Here is an 18,812-nt window from a genome sequence, read left to right on the forward strand (position 1 = left end):
GCAATGGGTATGATGGATTCGATTGCTGCGACAGCCACATCGCTTTCCGCAGCTCAGTTTCAGCAAAATTATTCGCTTTCCCTGATGAAAAAGGCAATGAATACGCAGGAGCTTGCAGCGCAGCAAATGCTGCAAATGCTTCCGCAAACGCCGCCGCTTGCAGAGGGAACGCACATTGACGTGTACGCCTAAGGCTTGTGTTTTTCCCTTCTGAGAGTTTTCAGGGAGATGCAAACAGGATCTTCATGGTTACTTGCTCAAAAGCACCGGAGGGGAATGGATGCTTACCGAAAGCAAAGTGAAAAAATGCCCGGCCTTTTCCAACCCTGAACAGGGGATGAAAAGGCCGGGTTTTTTTAAAAGAGAAAATCTCCGCAAAGAAAATCCCCGCAAGGAATTCCTTTTGAGAGAAGGAATCCTTGCGGGGAAATGTTTTAGATGGATAGGAGATTATTCGATGAATGTATCTGTGGCAAAGTCATAATCCTTGCAATCTTCTTCACTGCGCAGATTGAAGCGGCCAACAAGTTCTTTGAGAAGCTGTGCCTGACTGGACAGCTCTTCGCTTGCAGCGGCGCTTTCTTCCGCGGTAGCGGAGTTGGTCTGCACAACACTGGAAATCTGATCCGTTCCTGTTGTCACCTGTGTGACGGAATCGGCCTCTGCCATAATATTTCCGGCCATAATATTGATGTGCTCTATCACGCTGTTGGTGAGCTCAGCCGTCTGATTCAGAGCGTTATCCACCTCTTCCATGAGGTGATTTCCGGCTGTAACGTGCTGCGCCGAGCGCTCAATGATTTCCTTGGTCTGCTTCGAGGCCTGATCAGACTTGGAAGCCAGATTGCGGACTTCATCCGCCACCACAGCAAAGCCCTTGCCGGCGGTACCCGCACGGGCAGCCTCGACGGCGGCATTCAGTGCAAGAATGTTTGTCTGGAAAGCGATATTCTCAATAGTACCGATAATCTGGCTGATCTCCTGATGCCCGTTCAGAATGTCATTCATGGCAGATTTCAAATCAGACATGCGCTCACGGCTGAAGGAAACCTGGTTGCCGGTCTGATCGGAAAGCTCTTTCATTTCCTTTGCAGATTCCGCGTTTTCTTTCGCGCCGCCATCAATTTCCGCAATTGTAGCAGACAGCTCCTGCACAGAACTGGCCTGCTCTGTTGCACCTTGCGCCAGAGCCTGCGCACCGGAGGACACCTGATCGGCGCCGGAGGATACCTGCTCGGCTGCCAGACTGATCTGAGAGAGCGTGTGGCTCAGCTTGCGGTTGATTCTGCGGATGGAATTTATCATGGCTTTCAGATCACCGCGATAGAAGTTATAATCGCGGGAACGAATATTGAAGTTGCCGTCTGCCATTTCGCCAAGCAGATACCCCATATCGCCCAGCACATTGTTGAGAGTTTCCACCACATCCTGCGTGGCATATGAGAGAACGCCGATTTCATCGTGACGGTTAAAGACCGGGCTGGGGGAGGTCAGATCGCCCTGCTGCAGCAGAGTCAGACGATCGACGCACGCCTTGATCGGCTTGCCGAGGCCGTTAGCAATGGAGTGGAGATGGTTGTGCTCACAAGGATAATAATCACAAGGAGGATAACCATGATCACAATGCTGGTAATGGTGGAGCCAAGGAAGTCAGTCACGGGAGCATACACTGCAATGCTCCAGCCGTCCGTACCGCTGATAGGCGCGTAGGCAATGGCTTTTTCTTCGCCGTTAAGTGTGTAACGGCCGTAGCCCGTCTCGCCGGCTCTCATTTGGGAGTGAATGTTGGCCAGGGACTGATAAGCGGAGTCTGTCGAAGCCTGCTGCTCAATATTCTCCACTGCAACAAGCGAGGCGTCGGGATCCGCGATGGTGTAGCCATCCTTGGAAAGCATGTATGCGGAGCCGTTGTCACTGACATGGATCGATTCCACGATCTTGTTGAGGAAGGTCTCGTCGGGAACAAAGTACACAACGCCTGCAATCGTGCCGCCGTCTATACCGTCTTCCCAGACAGGCGCCGCAACCATGATAGAGAGCTCGCCTGTCACCCTACTGATGGTGGGGGTGGAAATCCAGCTTTCACCCTGAATGGCATGCTGGAAATATTCACGGTCGGAGTAGTCGTTTCCGTCCAGAAGGCTTTTTCCGCTTGTGTCAAGCAGGTTGCCGCGCACCATGCCGTAACGCTCCGCCCAATCATTGATGAGGGCTTCCTTGTCTGCGATGGACACCATATCGTCGCTGAGTTTGGAAACCATACCCAGGTCTTCAGCCGCAGTGCGGTAAGTGTTGAGCTCCTGTGCAGCTCGATCCGCCGCAAGAGGAGCCGCGAGCTCCAGAGCCTGCTGCATCATGTTCTGTGCGCTGGTGTAGTTCGAAATGATACCTACACCGCCGCATAGCAGCACAGAGACGCCAACCAGGGCCAGAAAGCTCACCAGTAGTTTGTACTTGATGCTCTTCATATTCATTTCCTCCTATATGTGTGAAAGCTCTGTAAAAAGCTCTCTTCTCTTAACAAATTAAATCGACCCATTTTTCAAGAAGTTAAGCCTAATCTGCTAAAAAACAAGAGGATATTTCAATATTTGGAATACAATACATACAACAGAATCAAAAGGGGAAAAAAGAAGATATTTTTGATGAACCACTCTTTTTAGAGTTTGTGATGTGGGTTCTGTTTTACGATATTGCAGGCTTTTGTCAGTTCAATCATCACAGCGCTGGAAAAGGAATGACGGTAATATCCCAGCATCGAGGAGAGCTTTCCGTGATCCATTACCACATATTTTGCCGGAAGATTGGTCAGAGCCAGAGCCTGCACATCCGCCATACACCGGCTGCACCGGCAAACATCGAACATGTCAACATAGCGATCGATGTTTTCGGAGACAAGGATCTGCATCACGTTCACAATTTCTGTTTCCGGCTGTTTGGCCGCGTCCCAATCGGGAATCTCCTGCTCCGCCGCGGCATTTGGCTGCGGATCGTGCGTATCCGGCGAGGCGGGGGAGGTCTCTTTCTCTGCTTGTATGGCCTGCTCCGCTGAGTGCTGCTTTTCCTTTTCCCGCAGTTTTTCCTCCCTCTCTTTTTCCTCTTTCAGTTCTTCCTCCCGCAGCTCCTCCTCTCTCAGCTCTTCCTGCAGAGCATCTTCCAGCGCCTGGTGTACGGTTTCCGAAAGTGCCTCGTGGTTTGTGCGGGCAACCTCAAGAATCGGCGCGGCGCGATAGGGGGTGGGAGCCGCCTGAGAGGGTGTCTCAGGGGATTGGGGTTCCGCGGCGGGTTCCTTTGCGGGAGACTCCTGCGGAGCGGCTTCTTTTGCCGGCACTTCCTGCGCAGGAGAAGTTCGGCCGGCGTCTTTCTCCTCAGAGGGCGAGGAATCCTCCTGATTGGGGGACATCCCCGAAATCAGATTCAGAACATGATCGGTCTTGCTGCTTTTGCTTGTTTTCTTTCCAGCCATTGTTATTTCTCCTCCCGGATTTCACGACGGGGAAAATCGCGTCCTGCAATTTCATCGCACAAATTTTCAAAATCGATAGCAGGGTTGGAACGGGGAGCGTAGTCAATGACACTCACACCGTGTGCGGGAGCTTCCGCCGCCGAAACACTGGTGCGGATCTTTGCCTGAAAGACCCGTGTGCCCAGCTGGGAGGCGATCTGCTCCGCCAGCTCCATCACCTCACGGTTCAGCCGCAGGCGGGGATTGAAGCGGTTGAGCAGGATTCCAAGGACGCGAAGGGTGGAATTGTAGTAGCTGCGGACACTTTCGATGGTTTCCTTGATCTGGGATACGCCGAGCAGGCTGAGAACTTCCGGCGCCATCGGAATCACAAGGCTGTCCGTCGCCACGTAGGCATTGACCGTGAGAACATTGAGAGCAGGGGGCGTGTCGATAATCACATAGTCGTAGGCGTCCCGTACCTTCGAGAGCGCTGTTTTGAGCATGAACTCCCGTCCGGCCTTGTTAAATTCAAGCTCAGCGGCGGAAAGCAGAATATTGGAGGGGAGAAGATCGCAGGTGTCCGTGTGGGCAATGGCTTCCCGAGGCTCCGCTTGTCCGCGGAATACATCGTAAATGGTTTTGCAGTTTTCGATATCCAGTCCCAGATTAAACCCGAGACTGCCCTGCGGATCAAGATCCACACCGAGCACATGTGCTCCCCGGGCGTTCAAAGCGGAAAGAAGAGCTGCCGCCGTTGTGGTCTTGCCGACGCCGCCCTTCTGATTTGTAATAGTGATGACAGTTGACATGCGCTTTTCCTCCTGCCGTAAATCCGCAGCCGGTTTCGGCGTCCTATGGCAACCAAGAGATAAAATTACAAAAAAATTGGAGAAATCTCTTAATTTCCGGCGCGGGTGGACGATATATTAGATGTAAGAGAGTGTACCAATCTTACGGGGATCCTTGCGTTTATCTGAAATTCCAAATTCATTGTAACCAAAAGCAGCCTTTTTGTCAACAAAGTGAAAATCCTGGATGCAATCGATTATAGAAAGAAAATGAGGTGGGAATTATGGCGTCCATTTCTAGTTTAATGGGAAGCAGCTCTTCGGGCAGTATCTACGGTTCCCGTAACAGCAACATCATTTCCGGTCTGGCCAGCGGCCTGGACACGGAATCGATGATTGAGGGAATGCTGGAGAGCTATAAGCAGAAGATTACGGGTCTCCAGCAGAACCGGCAGTCTCTGCTGTGGCAGCAGGAGGCGTACCAGAGCATTTCGGATAAGCTGGTGGAATTCTCAAGAAAGTATATGTCCTATACTTCCTCCACAAACCTGCTCAGCTCCAGCTTCTTCAACAATGCTGTGCTGACCACGACCGGCGGCAAGTTCGCCGATATGGTCTCCGCTACCGGCAAGACCAGCAGCAACGTCACCATCGATGCGGTGGCACAGCTGGCCACATCTTCCCGGTATACACATAGCGCTTCCGGCCTGGGACAAGCGACAGTCGGTACGGACGGCAAGCTGACAGTGACAGGCGACGGCACTTTCGATGTGAACGGCAAAATGAATGTCAGTGAGCTCGAGGGTTCCCTGTCGCTGAAATACGGCAACAAGGAAATTACAATCAATTTTGATGAATTGGAATTTTTTGACAAAAAGGGCGACGGCAGCGGGACGATTACCGCCGATGATTTAAAATCCGCTATTGAGAAAAAGCTGGAAGATCAAAAGATCACGCTCAGCAGCGGTGACCAGAAGGCTGCCAGCGAGCTGATCAAGGTAGAGGTCGGCTCCAATGGAGAAATCACCTTCTCCGACAAGACATCCGCGGGCAACACCGTTGAGATCAGCGGGGCGACGGGTAAACTGAAGGATTCCCTGGGTCTGACCGGAGATAAGCTCGGCAGCTCCTTTACCTTTAAAGAGGGCACTTATACCACCCAGGTGTCAACGGCGGAATATCTCTCCGACAAGAGCATCACCGTTACGCTCAACGGCGTGAAAAAGACCATTTCCCTGGCGGATATTGTCAAGGATGGAAACGGTTATATCAATTCCAACGATACTTTCAAAGACAACCTGCAAAGCGCTCTGGATAAGGCGTTTGGTGGGGAGAAAGTGACAGTTGGCGTTGATGGCGGCAAGCTTTCCTTCGCTGTATCGCAGGGTTCTACGCTGGCGGTTTCCTCCAGTGTGGGCAAGGCTCTCGGCTTTGAGGACAGCATGACCACCTATGTCAACACCAGCCAGACGCTGGGTCAGCTGGGCTCTTTCAATGCTGATACTGGTACATTGACGTTTGGCGGCGGCACACCATTGCAGGGTGTTCTGATGGAAAAAGTGCCGAAGGATCAGTGGATCAAGCAGGACGACGGTACCTATATCGATTCCCAGGGCAACAAGCTGGATGCGGAAGGCTACCGCCTGAGCAAGGACGGCGAGCGCCTGTATGAGTTCTCCCTGACCGTGAATGGCAAGGAAGTTGGCAAGTTTACGCAGGATACCGCTTTGGAAACAGTGATGAACGCGATCAACAGCGACACCGAAGCGGGTGTGAATGTGAGCTATTCCAACCTGACCAACCAGTTTGTGTTTACCGCGAAGGAAAGCGGTGAGGGCGGACAGATTGAGATGGGCGATGGCTTGGCGCAGGCTCTGTTCGGCAAGGTTGATATAAAGGACGAAACGACCTATACCGCCGGTCAGGACGCCATCTTCAAGGCGACTGTGAACGGCAGCACCATGTATCTCTCCCGCAGCTCCAATACCTTTGATATGGACGGCATGTCCGTTACGCTCAAGGGGACGTTTAACAATACAGATCGGGGTACTGACGCTGACCCGATCAAGAGCAGTGACCTCACTGGTATGACATCCACCAATGAGAGCAAGATGTTTGAGAAGGGCGAGTCCGTTACGTTCACCAGCAAGAGTGATACCGACACGATCGTCGATGCAATTAAGCAGATGGTCGAGGATTATAACAAGATTGTCACCGAGGTCAAGGGCGCTTATTCTGATATGCCTCTTCAGCAGACAAACGGTTCCAGATATGAGCCGCTGACGGAAGATCAGAAGGCAGATATGAGCGAAAGCGAGATCGAGGCGTATGAGGAAAAGGCCAAGACAGGCCTGCTCTTCGGCGACAACGATCTGTCCTCCCTGTATAATGCGCTGCGCAGCGCGGTTACCCCCGGCGGCAGTGATGGCTCCCTTCTGCGCTCGATTGGCATTAAGACCAGCTATTCCGAGGGTCTGACGACGATTGAACTCGACGAGAGTGCCCTGCGCGAGGCGTTGGAGACGAATCCCGATCAGGTGAAGGATATCTTTACCAAGAGCAAAGATAACGGCGCGTCCAGCGACGGCCTGATGACTTCTATTCAGAAGGTAACAAATCGCTATGCGGCCACAACCGGCGCGACCAAGGGTATCCTGATTGAGAAGGCGGGCTCCAAGTATTCGCCTACCGCTGCTTTGGACAATACTCTTCTGGATCAGATGAACGAGATTGACGACCAGATCGAGACATGGCAGAACAAGATGTCCGATAAGGTTGACTATTATACCAACAAGTTCACCCAGCTTGAAATGCTGATCCAGCAGATGAATTCCCAGAGCTCCACGCTTTCGGGCCTGATGGGCGGCTATTAAAATCCGGGAGTGCAGAGAAAGGACAGGGTAGATGGATGGATACACGGGGCTACCAGTATTACCGCGAAGACGCGCTCAACTCCCTGACACAGGGAGAGCTGCTGATCAAGTTGTATGACGGCCTTGTCAAGAAACTGACACAAGCGGAGCTTTTTTTGCAGAAGGAAGATTACGAATCCTTTGAAAGCGCGGTCGATAGAAGCCTGGATATTATCCACTATCTGAATGATACTCTGGATCACCAGTATGAAATCAGTACCTCTCTGGCCCGCTTATATGAGTTTTTCTGTTATGAATTAAGCCGTGTCAAGGTGGGGCGAAACCATCAAGAGCTCGAGCGAGTGAAAACGATGGTGTCAGAGCTGCGGGAAAGCTTCCGCCAGGCAGATAAAACTGCGGGTGCGGCGGCAAACAGATGAGGTGAGGACGGTATGCTGAGTGAACAGACGGTGATGTCCGCGCTCGTTACAGAGCGGAAAATGTATACCGCGCTCACCGAGCTGCTGGAAACGACAGGTGAGTTATCCGAGGCGCTGAGCCGTCAGGATCAGGTTTCCTTTCAGTTGTATCTGGGCATGCGCCAGGATATGCTGAATCAGCTTGCGGAGTGTAAGGCAATTCTGAAAAAACAGTGTGCAGAGCTTCCTGAGAAGGAAGGAAATGCGCTGAGAGGGGTTCTCTCGGGGGAAACGCCGGAGGATGACGGTGTACAGCGTCTGGCCGATCAGGTCAGACGCAACCGGGAGCTGTGGCAAAAGGCTGTTCTGGCAGATCGGCTTGCCAACCAGAGGCTGGGCGGCAAGAAGTCGTTTTATGCCGGAAAGAGGCCTCATACCTGAAAACGGAATCCCCCTGCCTGGCGGGAAAATCAGGCAGGGGGAATCGTTGCGACTAAGGGAGATTGTTGGGAATCACTGGATCAGGGAGTTTCCCGGTGTGTCGAAATCTCCCAAATCGGCGCCCCGGCATAGCGGGCGGGAGAGAGCTCATCGAGAATCAGCTGCGGTTCCCATGCGGCAAGACTGCGTTCCCGGCTGTTAGGGTCGGCTACCAGGATTTTCCCCTCGAGCGTTCCGCCGCGCAGTACGATGAAATGGCCGGAATTCGTGAAATGCCCTTTGGTCATGAGGGCAACAAAGATTTTTCCTTGTGCCAGCTCGCTGCAAAGATCTTCTGCGGTGCCGATTTCCCAGCTCTCGGCGTCCAGTCCGTAGGCATTGGCAGTCCCTTCAATCAAGGTATAATAGGATCCGCTGTGGGGCGCCCAGTATCCCTGCTGAGCGGCCCAGGCGGCCATTTGCCCGGGATCCACAGTCTGGTCCGTCAGGGAGGAAACCACCATGGCCATAGCGGTGGGGCCGCAGCCATAGCCGCCGATGGGATCACTGCCATACGGCATACTGGCCCACGGTTCCTCACTTTGATTATAATATACCATGTCCACGACGCCGCCGGTCAGGAGTTCAAGACCTTCGCTTTCGACAAATTCCGTGATAACGGGATCCTCCGCGGGAGGCGCATCGTCGAGCTCCGGTGCACCGGCTTTCTGTTCCACCGGCTCTTCAGGAACGGCTTGGGAAGCGTCATTCCCCGTCTGGACAGCGGCCACCAGGCTGCTGCCAAATTCCCGCAGGCTGTTCGCCGCCTTTTTTGAAAAGTCTTTGATGGGCTCTGTGATGGTGGAATACAGTTGGGGATCGGCGTATTTGCATACGGCTAATTCCACCGCGCCGACACAGACGACGGCAAGCAGAAGAATCAGCGTCAGCTTGCGTCCGCGATGTGGTTTTTTGCCACTCAATTTCAACAACTCCTGTTCGATAATCTGACTTAAAGTATAGCAAATTCTTTTCGCCTTGTATAGGACAAAGGAGCGCAGTATGCCACAAATTCGATTAAATGGAGTCACAAGATATTACAAGAAGGACCGAAGAAAAATTGCGGCTGTCAAGGATATTACCCTGACGATTGAGCAGGGCGATTTTCTTTTTGTGACAGGCAGCAGCGGTGCAGGAAAAAGCACAATGCTCAAGCTGATGTGCGGACAGCTGTATCCTTCCTCCGGCACAATTTTTCTCGATCGTCTGAATATTCCGCGAATTGCACGCTGGCGCCCCGGCGTTCTTAGAAGATATTTTGGTTATGTTTCGCAGGTATCTGCCTTTGAACGCAAAAAAACGATCGGCCAGAATGTGCTGGAAGCCACTGTCCCTCACCTGACAGGGCCTCCGACCAAGGAGCGTGTCCTGCAAGGTCTGAAAACCGTTGGTCTTGCGGATGCCATGGATCGTTATCCGGCACAGCTTTCCCTTGCGGACTGCCGTAAGGCGGAGCTGGTTGCCGCCATCATTAACAGGCCTCCAGTCCTGATTCTGGATGAGCTGACGGCTGATCTGGATGAGGATTCCATTTGGGATATTATGCAATTACTCAATGAAATCAACCGTCTGGGGAGTACCATTGTAATGGCGACACACGCGAAGAAATTTGTAAATATTCTTCGCAAGCGAGTGATTACACTGGTGGATGGGCGGATTTGGGGGGATGTACTCCAGGGCCGTTACGGAGATATTTCGTAACTGGTTATCCGAAGTTTAACCCGAAAAAAGGAGAGTGTTACCAATGAGAAACATGAAAGTGGGAGTCCGTATTTTATTATCGAGCGCGATAACATTAGTATTATCCGTTTTAATGGTGATTATTTCAATCACGGAAATTTATAATGTGCAGGCGACCTATCAGGGATTGCTTTCCACCCAGATTGCTGCCGTGCACGCGGTTCAGAAAAGCCAGGCGGAAATCAACTCCATCGCACGCCTGCTGCGCGATATGGCGCTGTTTGGCTACAATACGGATACCAACGCGGAGATTAACACATCGATTGATGAAATTAACCAGTCTCTGCAAACGCTGAATACTTTGGGTTTGAAGTCCGAAAACCCCGAGGTGTCGGCCTATGTGAATTCCGTGCAGGCTTGGCTGACTGCTTCCGATACCATTAACACGAACCTGAAAAACGGAGATACAGCGGAAGCACGGAATCTTCTTCAGGAGCAGTGCACCCCCTTGCTCAATCAGGCGATTTCCGACGGCGATACGCTGGCCAATCTGATGGAGAGGTACAATGACAGCACGGTGGCGTCTATTCAGAGCGAAGTCGCAAGAATCCTGATCATCATGTTCGTTTTGGTGGCGGTGACGATTGCGGTCAACATTTTCTTTAGCCTCCGTCTGATCAATGCGGTTGTCAAGCCCCTGCACGAAGCAGAGGAAGCCGTTGTGGCGTTCAGCAAGGGCAACCTGTCACACGAGGTGACCTTTGAATCGAAGAATGAGATCGGTGTCATGTGTGATGCGGTGCGCACGTCGCAGACAATCGTTGGGGGTGTTATCAACGATATTATCGGCGTCACGCAGAGCCTTGCCGCAGGAGATCTGACGGTCGAGATCAACAGAGAGTATCCCGGTCAGTTTGCCCCCATCAAAAAGAACCTGGACTATCTGTTTGACAACCTGAACAGCACCATGACCGAGATCAAACGTGCTGCCGATCAGGTGGCCGCAGGCTCCGATCAGGTGTCCGTCGGCTCGCAGTCTCTGGCGCAGGGCGCGACACAGCAGGCCAGCGCTGTGGAGGAGCTGTCCGCCACAATCAACGAGATCGAAGTTTCCGCCAAGGCGAACGCGGATGCCGCGAGAGACGCAAAGGCGAAGTCCGACATGGCAGCCGGACAGGTTCAGATTTCCAACGAACATATGCATGAAATGCATCAGGCGATGGAAGATATCTATAACGGCCAGCTGGATACCGAGAAGATCATCGAGACCATTGAGAACATTGCGTTCCAGACGAATATCCTTGCCCTGAACGCCGCCGTTGAGGCAGCGCGCGCGGGTATGGCCGGCAAGGGCTTTGCCGTGGTGGCCGATGAGGTGCGCAACCTTGCTTCCAAGTCGGATCAGGCAGCGAAGCAGACCAAGCAGCGCATTGAGGACTCCATGACGTCGGTACGCCGCGGCCGTGAGCTGGTGGGGAATGTCAATGCCAGCATGGAAAAGACGGTCGAACTGGCTTCCTATGCAATTTCCTCCATGCAGCAGGTGGCTGAGAACTCGATCAACCAGGCTTCCGCGATCGAGCAGCTCACAACCGGCGTGGATCAGATTTCCGCTGTGGTGCAGACCAACTCCGCTACCAGCGAAGAGTCCGCGGCAGCCAGCGAGGAGCTGTCCTCTCAGGCTGTGATGATGAAGCAGGAGCTGCAGAGATTCAAGCTGCGCGGCCAGGAGGAGAGTATCGAAGATATGCCGATGCCTGCTGCGTCGGAAGCGCCGGTTACATCCTACAGCGCTCCCAGAAGCTACGGCGACAAATATTAAGAGTCATGCACCGCGTTGGTGCTGAAGCATTTTGGGCGCCCCGTCCGGCGGACATTTCCGTCCAGGCGGGGCGTCTGAGGAAAGGAGAGGCCCATGTCCGTTGCGATGCAGCAAAAGGAAGAAGAGTATCCTATGCAGGAAAAGGAGCTGATTTATGCGCTCGACATTGGAACGCGCAGCGTGATAGGCATGCTCGGCAGGCAGGAAAACGGCCGCGTGCATATTCTGGCGGTCGAAAAACAGCCGCATGAGCGGCGTTCCATGCTGGACGGTCAGATCGAGGACATTGATCAGGTAGCCGCGACGGTAACGCAGATCACCAGACGTCTGGAAGCGGATGTGGGACGCAGGCTGACACAGGTGTGTGTGGCGGCGGCCGGACGTTCCCTGCGCACAGAGCATGGATCCAGCCGGATCGAGCTTTCCGCCCCGGAGGTTATCGGGGATGAGCATGTGCAGAAGCTGACGGCCGAGGCTGTCGCAAACGCGGCGGGTATTCTGGAGGATGGGGAAGAGACTGCCCAAAGGATGCTGCTGGTGGGATATACCGCTACACAGCTCCGGCTGGATCAGTATCCGCTCGCCAAGCTGCAGGGGCATACCGGTACTTTGCTGGAGGCGGAGGTGGTGGCCACCTTCCTGCCCAGCGAGGTGGTGGACAGCCTGAACGCGGTTGTGCGCCGCGCCGGGCTGGAGACGGCAAGCCTTACCTTGGAGCCGATTGCGGCGCTGAATGCCGCCATCCCCCCGCAGCTGCGCCTGCTGAATCTGGTTTTGGTGGATATTGGAGCGGGCACCTCCGATATCGCCGCCTGCCGCGATGGAAGCGTCGTGGGATATACGATGGCAACCGTGGCGGGAGACGAAATCTCAGAGGCACTGATGCGCGCGTATCTCATTGACTATGACACGGCGGAGCGTATCAAAACGGAGCTGTCCGCCGATACTATTGTGGAATTTCAGGATGTGGTGGGCTTTGACCAGGCGGTTCCGGCCGAGGAGATCCTGGAAAAAGCGGATCCCGCGATCGGCTCGCTGGTGGGAGAGATTGCCCGCCGCGTGCTGGAGCTCAATGGCGGCCCTCCGTCTGCCCTCTTCCTTGCGGGAGGAGGAAGCAAGCTGTCAGGGCTGTGCGCCCGTGTGGCGGAAGCCCTGGAAATGGATACCAAGCGTGTGGCACTGGCGGGCGGCCATTTCAAAACGACCTGCTTTGCGGACGGAATCCCGCTCGACGATCCGGAATATGCAACTCCTTTGGGGATTGCGGTTTCTTCCTGTCTGGGGCTGATCAGCGACAGCAGCCGCGTTTTTCTCAATGACGCTCCGGCCAGGCTGTTCCGCAGCGGCCAGCTGACGCTTCTGGAGCTTCTCATGATGAACGGCTACAGCTACGCGAATCTGATTGGGCGCACGGGAAAAAGCCTTTCCCTGTATGTGGACGGGAAACGGATCTCCTATCACGGATCCCCGCCCACGGCAGCGCATCTTGCGGTCAACGGTGTGGAGGTGCAGCCCTCCCGGATTATATATGCCGGGGACAATATCGAGTTTGTCCCGGCTGTGGACGGCGAGGATCGCGCGATGACGGCCGGAGAGCTGGCAAGCCTGCTTTCGGTGGAGACTGTGTATTCACACGGGGAACCGCTTCCGCCTGACCGCGCGCTTCGATCCGGGGACAGGATCACCACGGTCCCGCCCGTGTCTCGCACGGTTTCCCACCAGCCGGCGCCGGAGGAGGAAGAAAGCCCTGCCCAGACGGAGCCTGCTGTGCCTGCTGCTCCGGTGAAGCCTGCGCCGGAGGAACCCGCAGAGGCCATCATCCCTCAATCGCTTTGTCTGCGCCTGAACGGCAATGAGCTGATTCTGCCTCCCAAGCAGGACGGTACACCGTATTATCTGATGGATCTGCTTGAGCATTCAGGCCTTGATTTTGATCATCTTTCCGGTCCGGTCAGCCTTCTGGTGAACGGAGTGGAGAGCCTGTTCCAGCAGGTGATCTCCCCTGGGGATGAAGTGGAGATCACACAAGCTGGTCCAAAGGAAGGAGAATTGTAAATGCGCCATGTGACATGGCTTTGTCTGTTGCTTACGATGGTACTTTTTGCAGGAGGCTGCTCACAGGGGCAGGCCCCGGAGCCTCCCGCGTCCTATACGGTTGGAGAAGAGGAGGGTGGAGAGTCCTTCCCTGCTTTGCAGGAAGCCGTACCCCTTTCCGAAGAGGAAATGAGCTTCAGCGAATCCACCGATCCCGATACGGAGGAAACGTCATACACGTATTCCGATCTGGAAAGCGGCAGTGAGACCGTCTCGCAGTATGTTTCCGCTTTGGAGAAGGACGAGTCCTGCTCTGTGGTGGATGAAAACGGTATGGTGCAGGAAGAGATGGATCTTTCTGCGGGCAGCGGAAATGTTCTGGTGGGGCGTGAGGCTCCCGAAGGCGGCGTTATGCTGCTGAAAATTACCTGGGACGAGGATTCCTGCACGATTTCCCCTGCTTACGATGAAGGAATTCAGATCCAGTCTGAGCCGGAGCCGGAGATCCAGGAAATGACGCTCAACGAGGTGATCGACCGCTTTGAGTCGTATACCCCCCAGCAGCTGGGGCTTGCGGGTGACAAGATGTCGGATTACACCATTGTGCCCGAGGAGGGGTATATTCTGGTGGATGAAACTCCGGGCTTTCGGGTGAATATCTATGAAAAGGTTTCCAGCCGTTTTGCGGGAACTTTTCTCATCTCTTCGGACGGTAAGCATGTTTACAGCCTGGATCGCTCCACCCAGCAAGTTTCGGAATTAGCTCTGGCATAAAAGAAAAAAGAGTGGTATGATAGAAAAAGGTATATAACAGGAGGAAGGCGGCGTCGTGATGCTTGAAGTTGGACAGCCGCCTTTTTGGTAAACTTGTTTTGCGGAGAACAAAGGAGGATTTTGATGAAATATGAACTGACCCCTGACCTTTTGACAGGGAATGCACTGATCGATACAGAGCATCGTCAGCTTTTCCAGGCAATCAATCAGCTTACGGAGGATTGCGAAAAAGGCAAGGGACGCGATTCTTTAAAACAGACAGCTGGTTTTCTGGTGAACTATGTAGCAAAGCATTTCGCGGATGAGGAACGCCTTCAGACCACCAGCAAATACCCCGGCTATCCCACCCACAAGCAGTTCCACGAGAGCTACAAAGAGAAGCTTTCCGCCGCTGTGGGAGAGATTGAGAAAAACGGACCGACCATCTCGACACTGGGCAAGTTTAATGGTGTTGTAGCGATTTTGATAAGCCATATCCGCGTGGAGGATAAGCGGTTGGCGGCCCATATCAAGCAGCACAGCTAAAACATAGAAATGCTTGCCCCGCATGAGGGGGCGGGCAGGTTCCCGAAAGGCAGACGGTGTGGGACGCCGGCCTGCCTTTCGGGGTTATAGGGCCTGTGCGGATCTTGGAAACTGGGACGGCACAGGTTGGAAAGGGGGTAGGAGAAATGAAGGCGCCATGGGAATATTTTGAGGATCTTCACGAGTCTGTGTATGTGGCCGACTGCGATACCTATGAGCTGCTTTACATGAATCGTTTTGCACGGGAGCAATTCGAGATAGAAACAGAGGATGGGTATCGCGGTAAAAAATGCTATGACGTCCTGCAAGGGCTTTCTCAGGTCTGCCCCTTCTGCACAAACGAAAGCCTCAGGGAAAATGAATTTTACGAGTGGAGCTACCGCAACCCCGTTCTGAAGAAAACGCTTTTCCTCAAGGATACGCTGATCTATTGGGAGGGGCGGCGCTGCCGGATGGAAATGGCTATGAACATTGAGTGCCCCAATGCATCCGGACGCAATCCCAACTATGAGGCGATGGTAAACGACTGCCTGATCCAGACACATTCCACCGTGGATCCGAACAAGTCGATGAATATCCTGCTCCGCTTTCTAGGCCAGAAGCTGCTGTGCGATCGGACGGATATCTATGAAAACGGCTACGATGGCGCTCTGCTGCATACTTACCATTGGAGCAGCGAAGAGCTTCCTTGCTCCAAGGAAGCGATGCCGGCGGAGCATCTTTCTTACCTGTACAGCTGGTATGAGACGTTCCTGCACAATGAGCCGATCATCCTCAACAATATGGAGCAGTTTAAAAAGGATTCCCCCGAGCTGTACGCCTATTTAAAGCCCGGTGCGGCGGAGACAGTCCTGCTGGTTCCCCTTCTGCACAAGGATCGGGTGGGCGGGTTCCTTCGTCTGGACAATCCCGGTACGGAACGTGTCGGCGAAGCGGTGGAGGTCTGCAAGATCCTGTCGCATTTTATCGTGTCCATCTGGCAGAGACGAGAGCTCTTTACCCATCTGCGGCGCATGAGCCATCACGATCAGCTTACGGGTGCGCTGAACCGGCACGCGCTCGATGAGTTTATTCGCAGCGAATCGTTCCAGCTGCCGCTTGGCATGGTATACTGCGATATCGTCGGCCTGAAAAATATCAACGATATGCTGGGACATGACGGTGGAGACAGAACCATCCTGAGCTGCTATAAAGCCATTGCCAGTGCATTCTCCGAGGAGCAGGTGTACCGGATTGGCGGGGACGAATTTGTTGTCCTGTTCACAAGTGGGGATGAAGCCGAGTTTGGCCGGCGGGTGGAGCGCTTGCGGCGCGAGATTGTGTCCCGCAACTGTGAGCTTTCCATCGGCTGTGTCTGGTCGGAGGAAAAGGAAAAGAATTTCCGCGAACTGATGAGTCTGGCGGATGACCGGATGTATCAGGAAAAAAATAACTTTTATAATGAAGTGGATCCCACTACAGGAAAACGGCGCCGGGAATTTTATATGGACAGCCGGCAGGGGGAGAGCAAGGAAAAAAATGCGTTCCAGATGTTTGCCTCAAATTACTACTTTGACGCGGAATCATTTTTCAGTTCCGTGGCGATGGATGGAACGTCACTGTATCTCTACTGCGGAGATATGCAGAAAAACGTGTATTATATTTCGGAAAACCTGCGGCGGGATTTCAATTTCTCAAGCAACCTGGTGTATGATTTCGTGACGCTGCTCGAACAGCGCCTGGTGGAGGAGGATCGGCCTCTCCATGCGGAGGAAACGCGCCAGATGCTGGAGGAAAAACGAACCCTGCATAACATCCGTTACCGGGTGTACAACAAGCATGGCGATCCGATCTGGATTCACTGCCGTGGGATTATGAAATGGAATGAGGACAAGACGGAGCCGCTGTTCTTTTCCGGAGCCATGATAGCGCTGAACGACAAATCGGAGATTGACACGGCCACCGGAATGATGACATTCTCCTTCGGTCTCAACCGGCTTTCGGAACTGTGCTCCGCGAAAGAGGAGCTTCTGCTCATCTGCTTCTCGCTGCGGAGCTTTTCTAAGATCAACCAGACGCTGGGACGCAGGACAGGCGATACCATCCTGTGGGAGGTTGGCCGTCTCTTGCGTCTGAGCCTGGGAAGCGATTTTGAGCTGGTTCATATGGATGGGATGCGTTTTCTGGCATTTTCCCGCACGGTGCGCGATCCGAACAAGGCAATCCAGGAAATCCGCCAGGTGATCAGCGATGTGTATCGCCGCAATGGGGCGCATGAGATGTATCCATGCGTGGTGGGGATGCTGCGCAGCCCGCGCGACGGCGTGACAGCGCAGGATCTGACGGAGAATGCCATGACGCTGCTGCGCACGGCGAAGGATTGTCCAGAATGTGAGTATCTGGAATTTTCTCCTGTCTTTGGGAAAAAGGAAAAAGAGCGGGCAGATCTGAGCATGGCTCTTATGGCCAGCGTGACGCAGAATTTCCGCGGATTCCGCATCGTGATCCAGCCGCAGGTGATCGCGGAAACCGGCCGGATGTTTGGCGGCGAGGTGCTGCTGCGCTGGAAGCATGAGGGCGTGAATGTTCCACCGGTGCAGTTTATCCCGATTCTGGAGGAAACGGGTCTGATCATTCCGGTGGGCAAGTGGGTGATCGAGCAGATCGCCGCCTTGTGCCAGGAAACTTTGCCGCTCTGTCCGAATTTCAAGCTCTCCTTCAATGTGAGTTATTTCCAGCTTGCGGACGATACGCTGTTCTCGTTCCTGCATAAGACGCTGGCGCGTTATCAGGTTCCGGGCTGGAACGTGATGCTGGAGCTGACGGAGACACATTTTGACTCCATGCCTGGCCATTTGGAGCAGTTTATTGAGCGCTGCCGGGAGATTGGGCTTTCCTTTGCACTGGATGATTTCGGGAACGCCTATTCAAGCCTTCAGCTTCTGCTGAAATATCCGGCCGATCTTGTCAAGCTGGATCGCACGCTGATGCAGAAGGCCGTTTCCAGCAAGAAGCGCCGCGATTTCATTATGAGTATTGTTTACGCCTGCCACCGCTTTGGCAAGAAGGTGTGTATGGAGGGCGTGGAGAACGATGAAGAGCTTGCGGCGGCCCGCAAGATGGGAGCGGATTTCATCCAGGGCTATTATTTCTATAAGCCCATGGAATTGGACAGGTTCCATGCTGTCCTGCAGGAACAGCATGCCGATGATCTTGCCGCGGAAGCCGCGGCACACTAAGCCAGCCGCACACACAAAAGAAAAGAGCAAGGCTTCCTTTCCCTGTTGGGGAGAGGAAGCCTTGCTTTTTATATCAGATACATTTTTGGGGAGGTTATGCTTTCTTTTTGTAGGATACCTGCTCGAAGGAGCCAATCGCGTGGCACAGCTCGCAGACATCAGGCTGCTCGTCGTAAATGGCGCCGCAGAACATGCAGCGGTAACCGGTAGCCGCCACGGTCTGAGGAACCGGAGGAACAGCAGCCTTTTGAGCGGGAGCGGCAGGGGCAGCTGCCTGTGCCGGGGCCGCGGCAGGAGCGGAGGGAGCTGCGGAAGCGGCGGTCTTCATGAGAGCGTCCATGAATTCAAACTCGTGCTCCTGCTCAACTCTGGCAATACCGCGGAAAAGCTGGGCCAGCTGCGGAAAACCTTCCTCCTCGGCGATCTTGGCAAATTCAGGATACATGCTGCTCCACTCGCCGTATTCGCCCTGCGCAGCGGTCTGCAAATTTTCCAGCGTGCCCTTGATGCCGAACAGGTTCTGGTACAGAAGCTTTCCGTGCATGCCTTCGTTGGTGGCAAGACGCTCAAAAATCTCGGCAATTTCGGGATGGTTTTCCGCCCTTGCCTTCTCAGCGAAAAACAGATATTTGTTGCGTGCCATAGACTCGCCCTGGAATGCGGCGAGCAAATTTTGTTCGGTACGGGTTCCTTTCAGATCCATTTTATTTCCTCCCTTAAACTATGTGGTATGTAATAAAATAAATTAATAATAAGAATTGTTATTATCTTG

General features: G+C 53.7%; 17 protein-coding genes. 11 read left to right on the forward strand and 6 right to left on the reverse strand.

The features are described from left to right. Window positions 1–3 precede the first annotated feature (3 nt). Both B5F35_RS11415 and B5F35_RS18460 read left to right on the forward strand, forming a co-directional pair. Window positions 4–192 carry a YjfB family protein gene (locus tag B5F35_RS11415; RefSeq protein ID WP_087241061.1) on the forward strand — a complete coding sequence of 63 codons (189 nt, stop codon included), beginning with the start codon at window positions 4–6 and terminating at the stop codon, window positions 190–192. Between the two features lie 88 nt (window positions 193–280). Further along, complete coding sequence (locus B5F35_RS18460) at window positions 281–484, forward strand: hypothetical protein (RefSeq protein WP_140401207.1); 204 nt, start codon at window positions 281–283, stop codon at window positions 482–484. Here B5F35_RS18460 and B5F35_RS11420 read toward each other — a convergent pair. From B5F35_RS11420 to B5F35_RS11435, 4 genes are all read right to left on the reverse strand, one after another. After that, complete coding sequence (locus tag B5F35_RS11420; protein ID WP_242969498.1) at window positions 451–1,422, reverse strand: methyl-accepting chemotaxis protein; 972 nt, start codon at window positions 1,420–1,422, stop codon at window positions 451–453. The two genes, B5F35_RS18460 and B5F35_RS11420, sit on opposite strands and share 34 nt — an antisense overlap. A 92-nt stretch (window positions 1,423–1,514) precedes the next feature. Then, on the reverse strand, window positions 1,515–2,468 hold the full coding sequence (locus B5F35_RS11425) for a PDC sensor domain-containing protein (protein ID WP_162611408.1): 954 nt from the start codon (window positions 2,466–2,468) through the stop codon (window positions 1,515–1,517). A gap of 191 nt (window positions 2,469–2,659) precedes the next feature. Then, window positions 2,660–3,466 (reverse strand): late competence development ComFB family protein, encoded by an 807-nt coding sequence (locus B5F35_RS11430; protein ID WP_087241065.1) that lies wholly within the window; start codon window positions 3,464–3,466, stop codon window positions 2,660–2,662. A gap of 2 nt (window positions 3,467–3,468) precedes the next feature. Continuing rightward, entirely contained in the window at window positions 3,469–4,257 is a 789-nt protein-coding gene (locus B5F35_RS11435; RefSeq protein ID WP_087241067.1) for a ParA family protein, read from the reverse strand. A 263-nt stretch (window positions 4,258–4,520) separates the two neighbouring features. Here B5F35_RS11435 and fliD point away from each other — a divergent pair, with 263 nt between their 5' ends. Genes fliD through B5F35_RS11450 form a run of 3 tightly spaced genes read left to right on the forward strand, consistent with a single transcriptional unit; the run spans window position 4,521 to window position 7,948 of the window. After that, window positions 4,521–7,109 carry a flagellar filament capping protein FliD gene (fliD, locus tag B5F35_RS11440; protein ID WP_087241069.1) on the forward strand — a complete coding sequence of 863 codons (2,589 nt, stop codon included), beginning with the start codon at window positions 4,521–4,523 and terminating at the stop codon, window positions 7,107–7,109. 35 nt (window positions 7,110–7,144) lie between these two features. Next, a complete protein-coding gene (gene fliS / locus B5F35_RS11445) occupies window positions 7,145–7,528 on the forward strand; it encodes a flagellar export chaperone FliS (RefSeq protein ID WP_087241071.1) in 384 nt (127 codons plus the stop codon). Between the two features lie 12 nt (window positions 7,529–7,540). Further along, complete coding sequence (locus B5F35_RS11450) at window positions 7,541–7,948, forward strand: hypothetical protein (protein WP_087241073.1); 408 nt, start codon at window positions 7,541–7,543, stop codon at window positions 7,946–7,948. Window positions 7,949–8,028: 80 nt separating this feature from the next. On the opposite strand, the gene B5F35_RS11455 is transcribed toward B5F35_RS11450, so the two are convergent. After that, window positions 8,029–8,910, reverse strand: coding sequence for a C39 family peptidase (locus tag B5F35_RS11455; RefSeq protein ID WP_242969499.1), 882 nt, complete (start codon window positions 8,908–8,910; stop codon window positions 8,029–8,031). Between the two features lie 79 nt (window positions 8,911–8,989). On the opposite strand from B5F35_RS11455, the gene B5F35_RS11460 reads away from it, so the two are divergent. From B5F35_RS11460 to B5F35_RS11485, 6 genes are all read left to right on the forward strand, one after another. Further along, window positions 8,990–9,688 (forward strand): cell division ATP-binding protein FtsE, encoded by a 699-nt coding sequence (locus tag B5F35_RS11460; protein WP_087241075.1) that lies wholly within the window; start codon window positions 8,990–8,992, stop codon window positions 9,686–9,688. Between the two features lie 43 nt (window positions 9,689–9,731). Next, a complete protein-coding gene (locus tag B5F35_RS11465) occupies window positions 9,732–11,489 on the forward strand; it encodes a methyl-accepting chemotaxis protein (protein WP_087241077.1) in 1,758 nt (585 codons plus the stop codon). A gap of 93 nt (window positions 11,490–11,582) precedes the next feature. Next, window positions 11,583–13,544 carry a cell division FtsA domain-containing protein gene (locus tag B5F35_RS11470; protein WP_242969500.1) on the forward strand — a complete coding sequence of 654 codons (1,962 nt, stop codon included), beginning with the start codon at window positions 11,583–11,585 and terminating at the stop codon, window positions 13,542–13,544. After that, entirely contained in the window at window positions 13,545–14,297 is a 753-nt protein-coding gene (locus B5F35_RS11475) for a hypothetical protein (protein WP_087241079.1), read from the forward strand. It abuts the gene before it with no gap. A 123-nt stretch (window positions 14,298–14,420) separates the two neighbouring features. Further along, the gene (locus B5F35_RS11480; RefSeq protein ID WP_087241081.1) at window positions 14,421–14,822 is read left to right on the forward strand and encodes a bacteriohemerythrin; all 402 of its coding nucleotides are present in this window, start codon (window positions 14,421–14,423) and stop codon (window positions 14,820–14,822) included. 146 nt (window positions 14,823–14,968) lie between these two features. Continuing rightward, a complete protein-coding gene (locus B5F35_RS11485; RefSeq protein WP_087241083.1) occupies window positions 14,969–18,040 on the forward strand; it encodes an EAL domain-containing protein in 3,072 nt (1,023 codons plus the stop codon). 94 nt (window positions 18,041–18,134) lie between these two features. On the opposite strand, the gene B5F35_RS11490 is transcribed toward B5F35_RS11485, so the two are convergent. Further along, window positions 18,135–18,743, reverse strand: coding sequence for a rubrerythrin family protein (locus B5F35_RS11490; protein WP_087241085.1), 609 nt, complete (start codon window positions 18,741–18,743; stop codon window positions 18,135–18,137). Window positions 18,744–18,812 lie beyond the last annotated feature (69 nt).

It is taken from the genome of Anaeromassilibacillus sp. An200, assembly GCF_002160025.1.
Taxonomy (GTDB): domain Bacteria; phylum Bacillota; class Clostridia; order Oscillospirales; family Acutalibacteraceae; genus Caccousia; species Caccousia stercoris.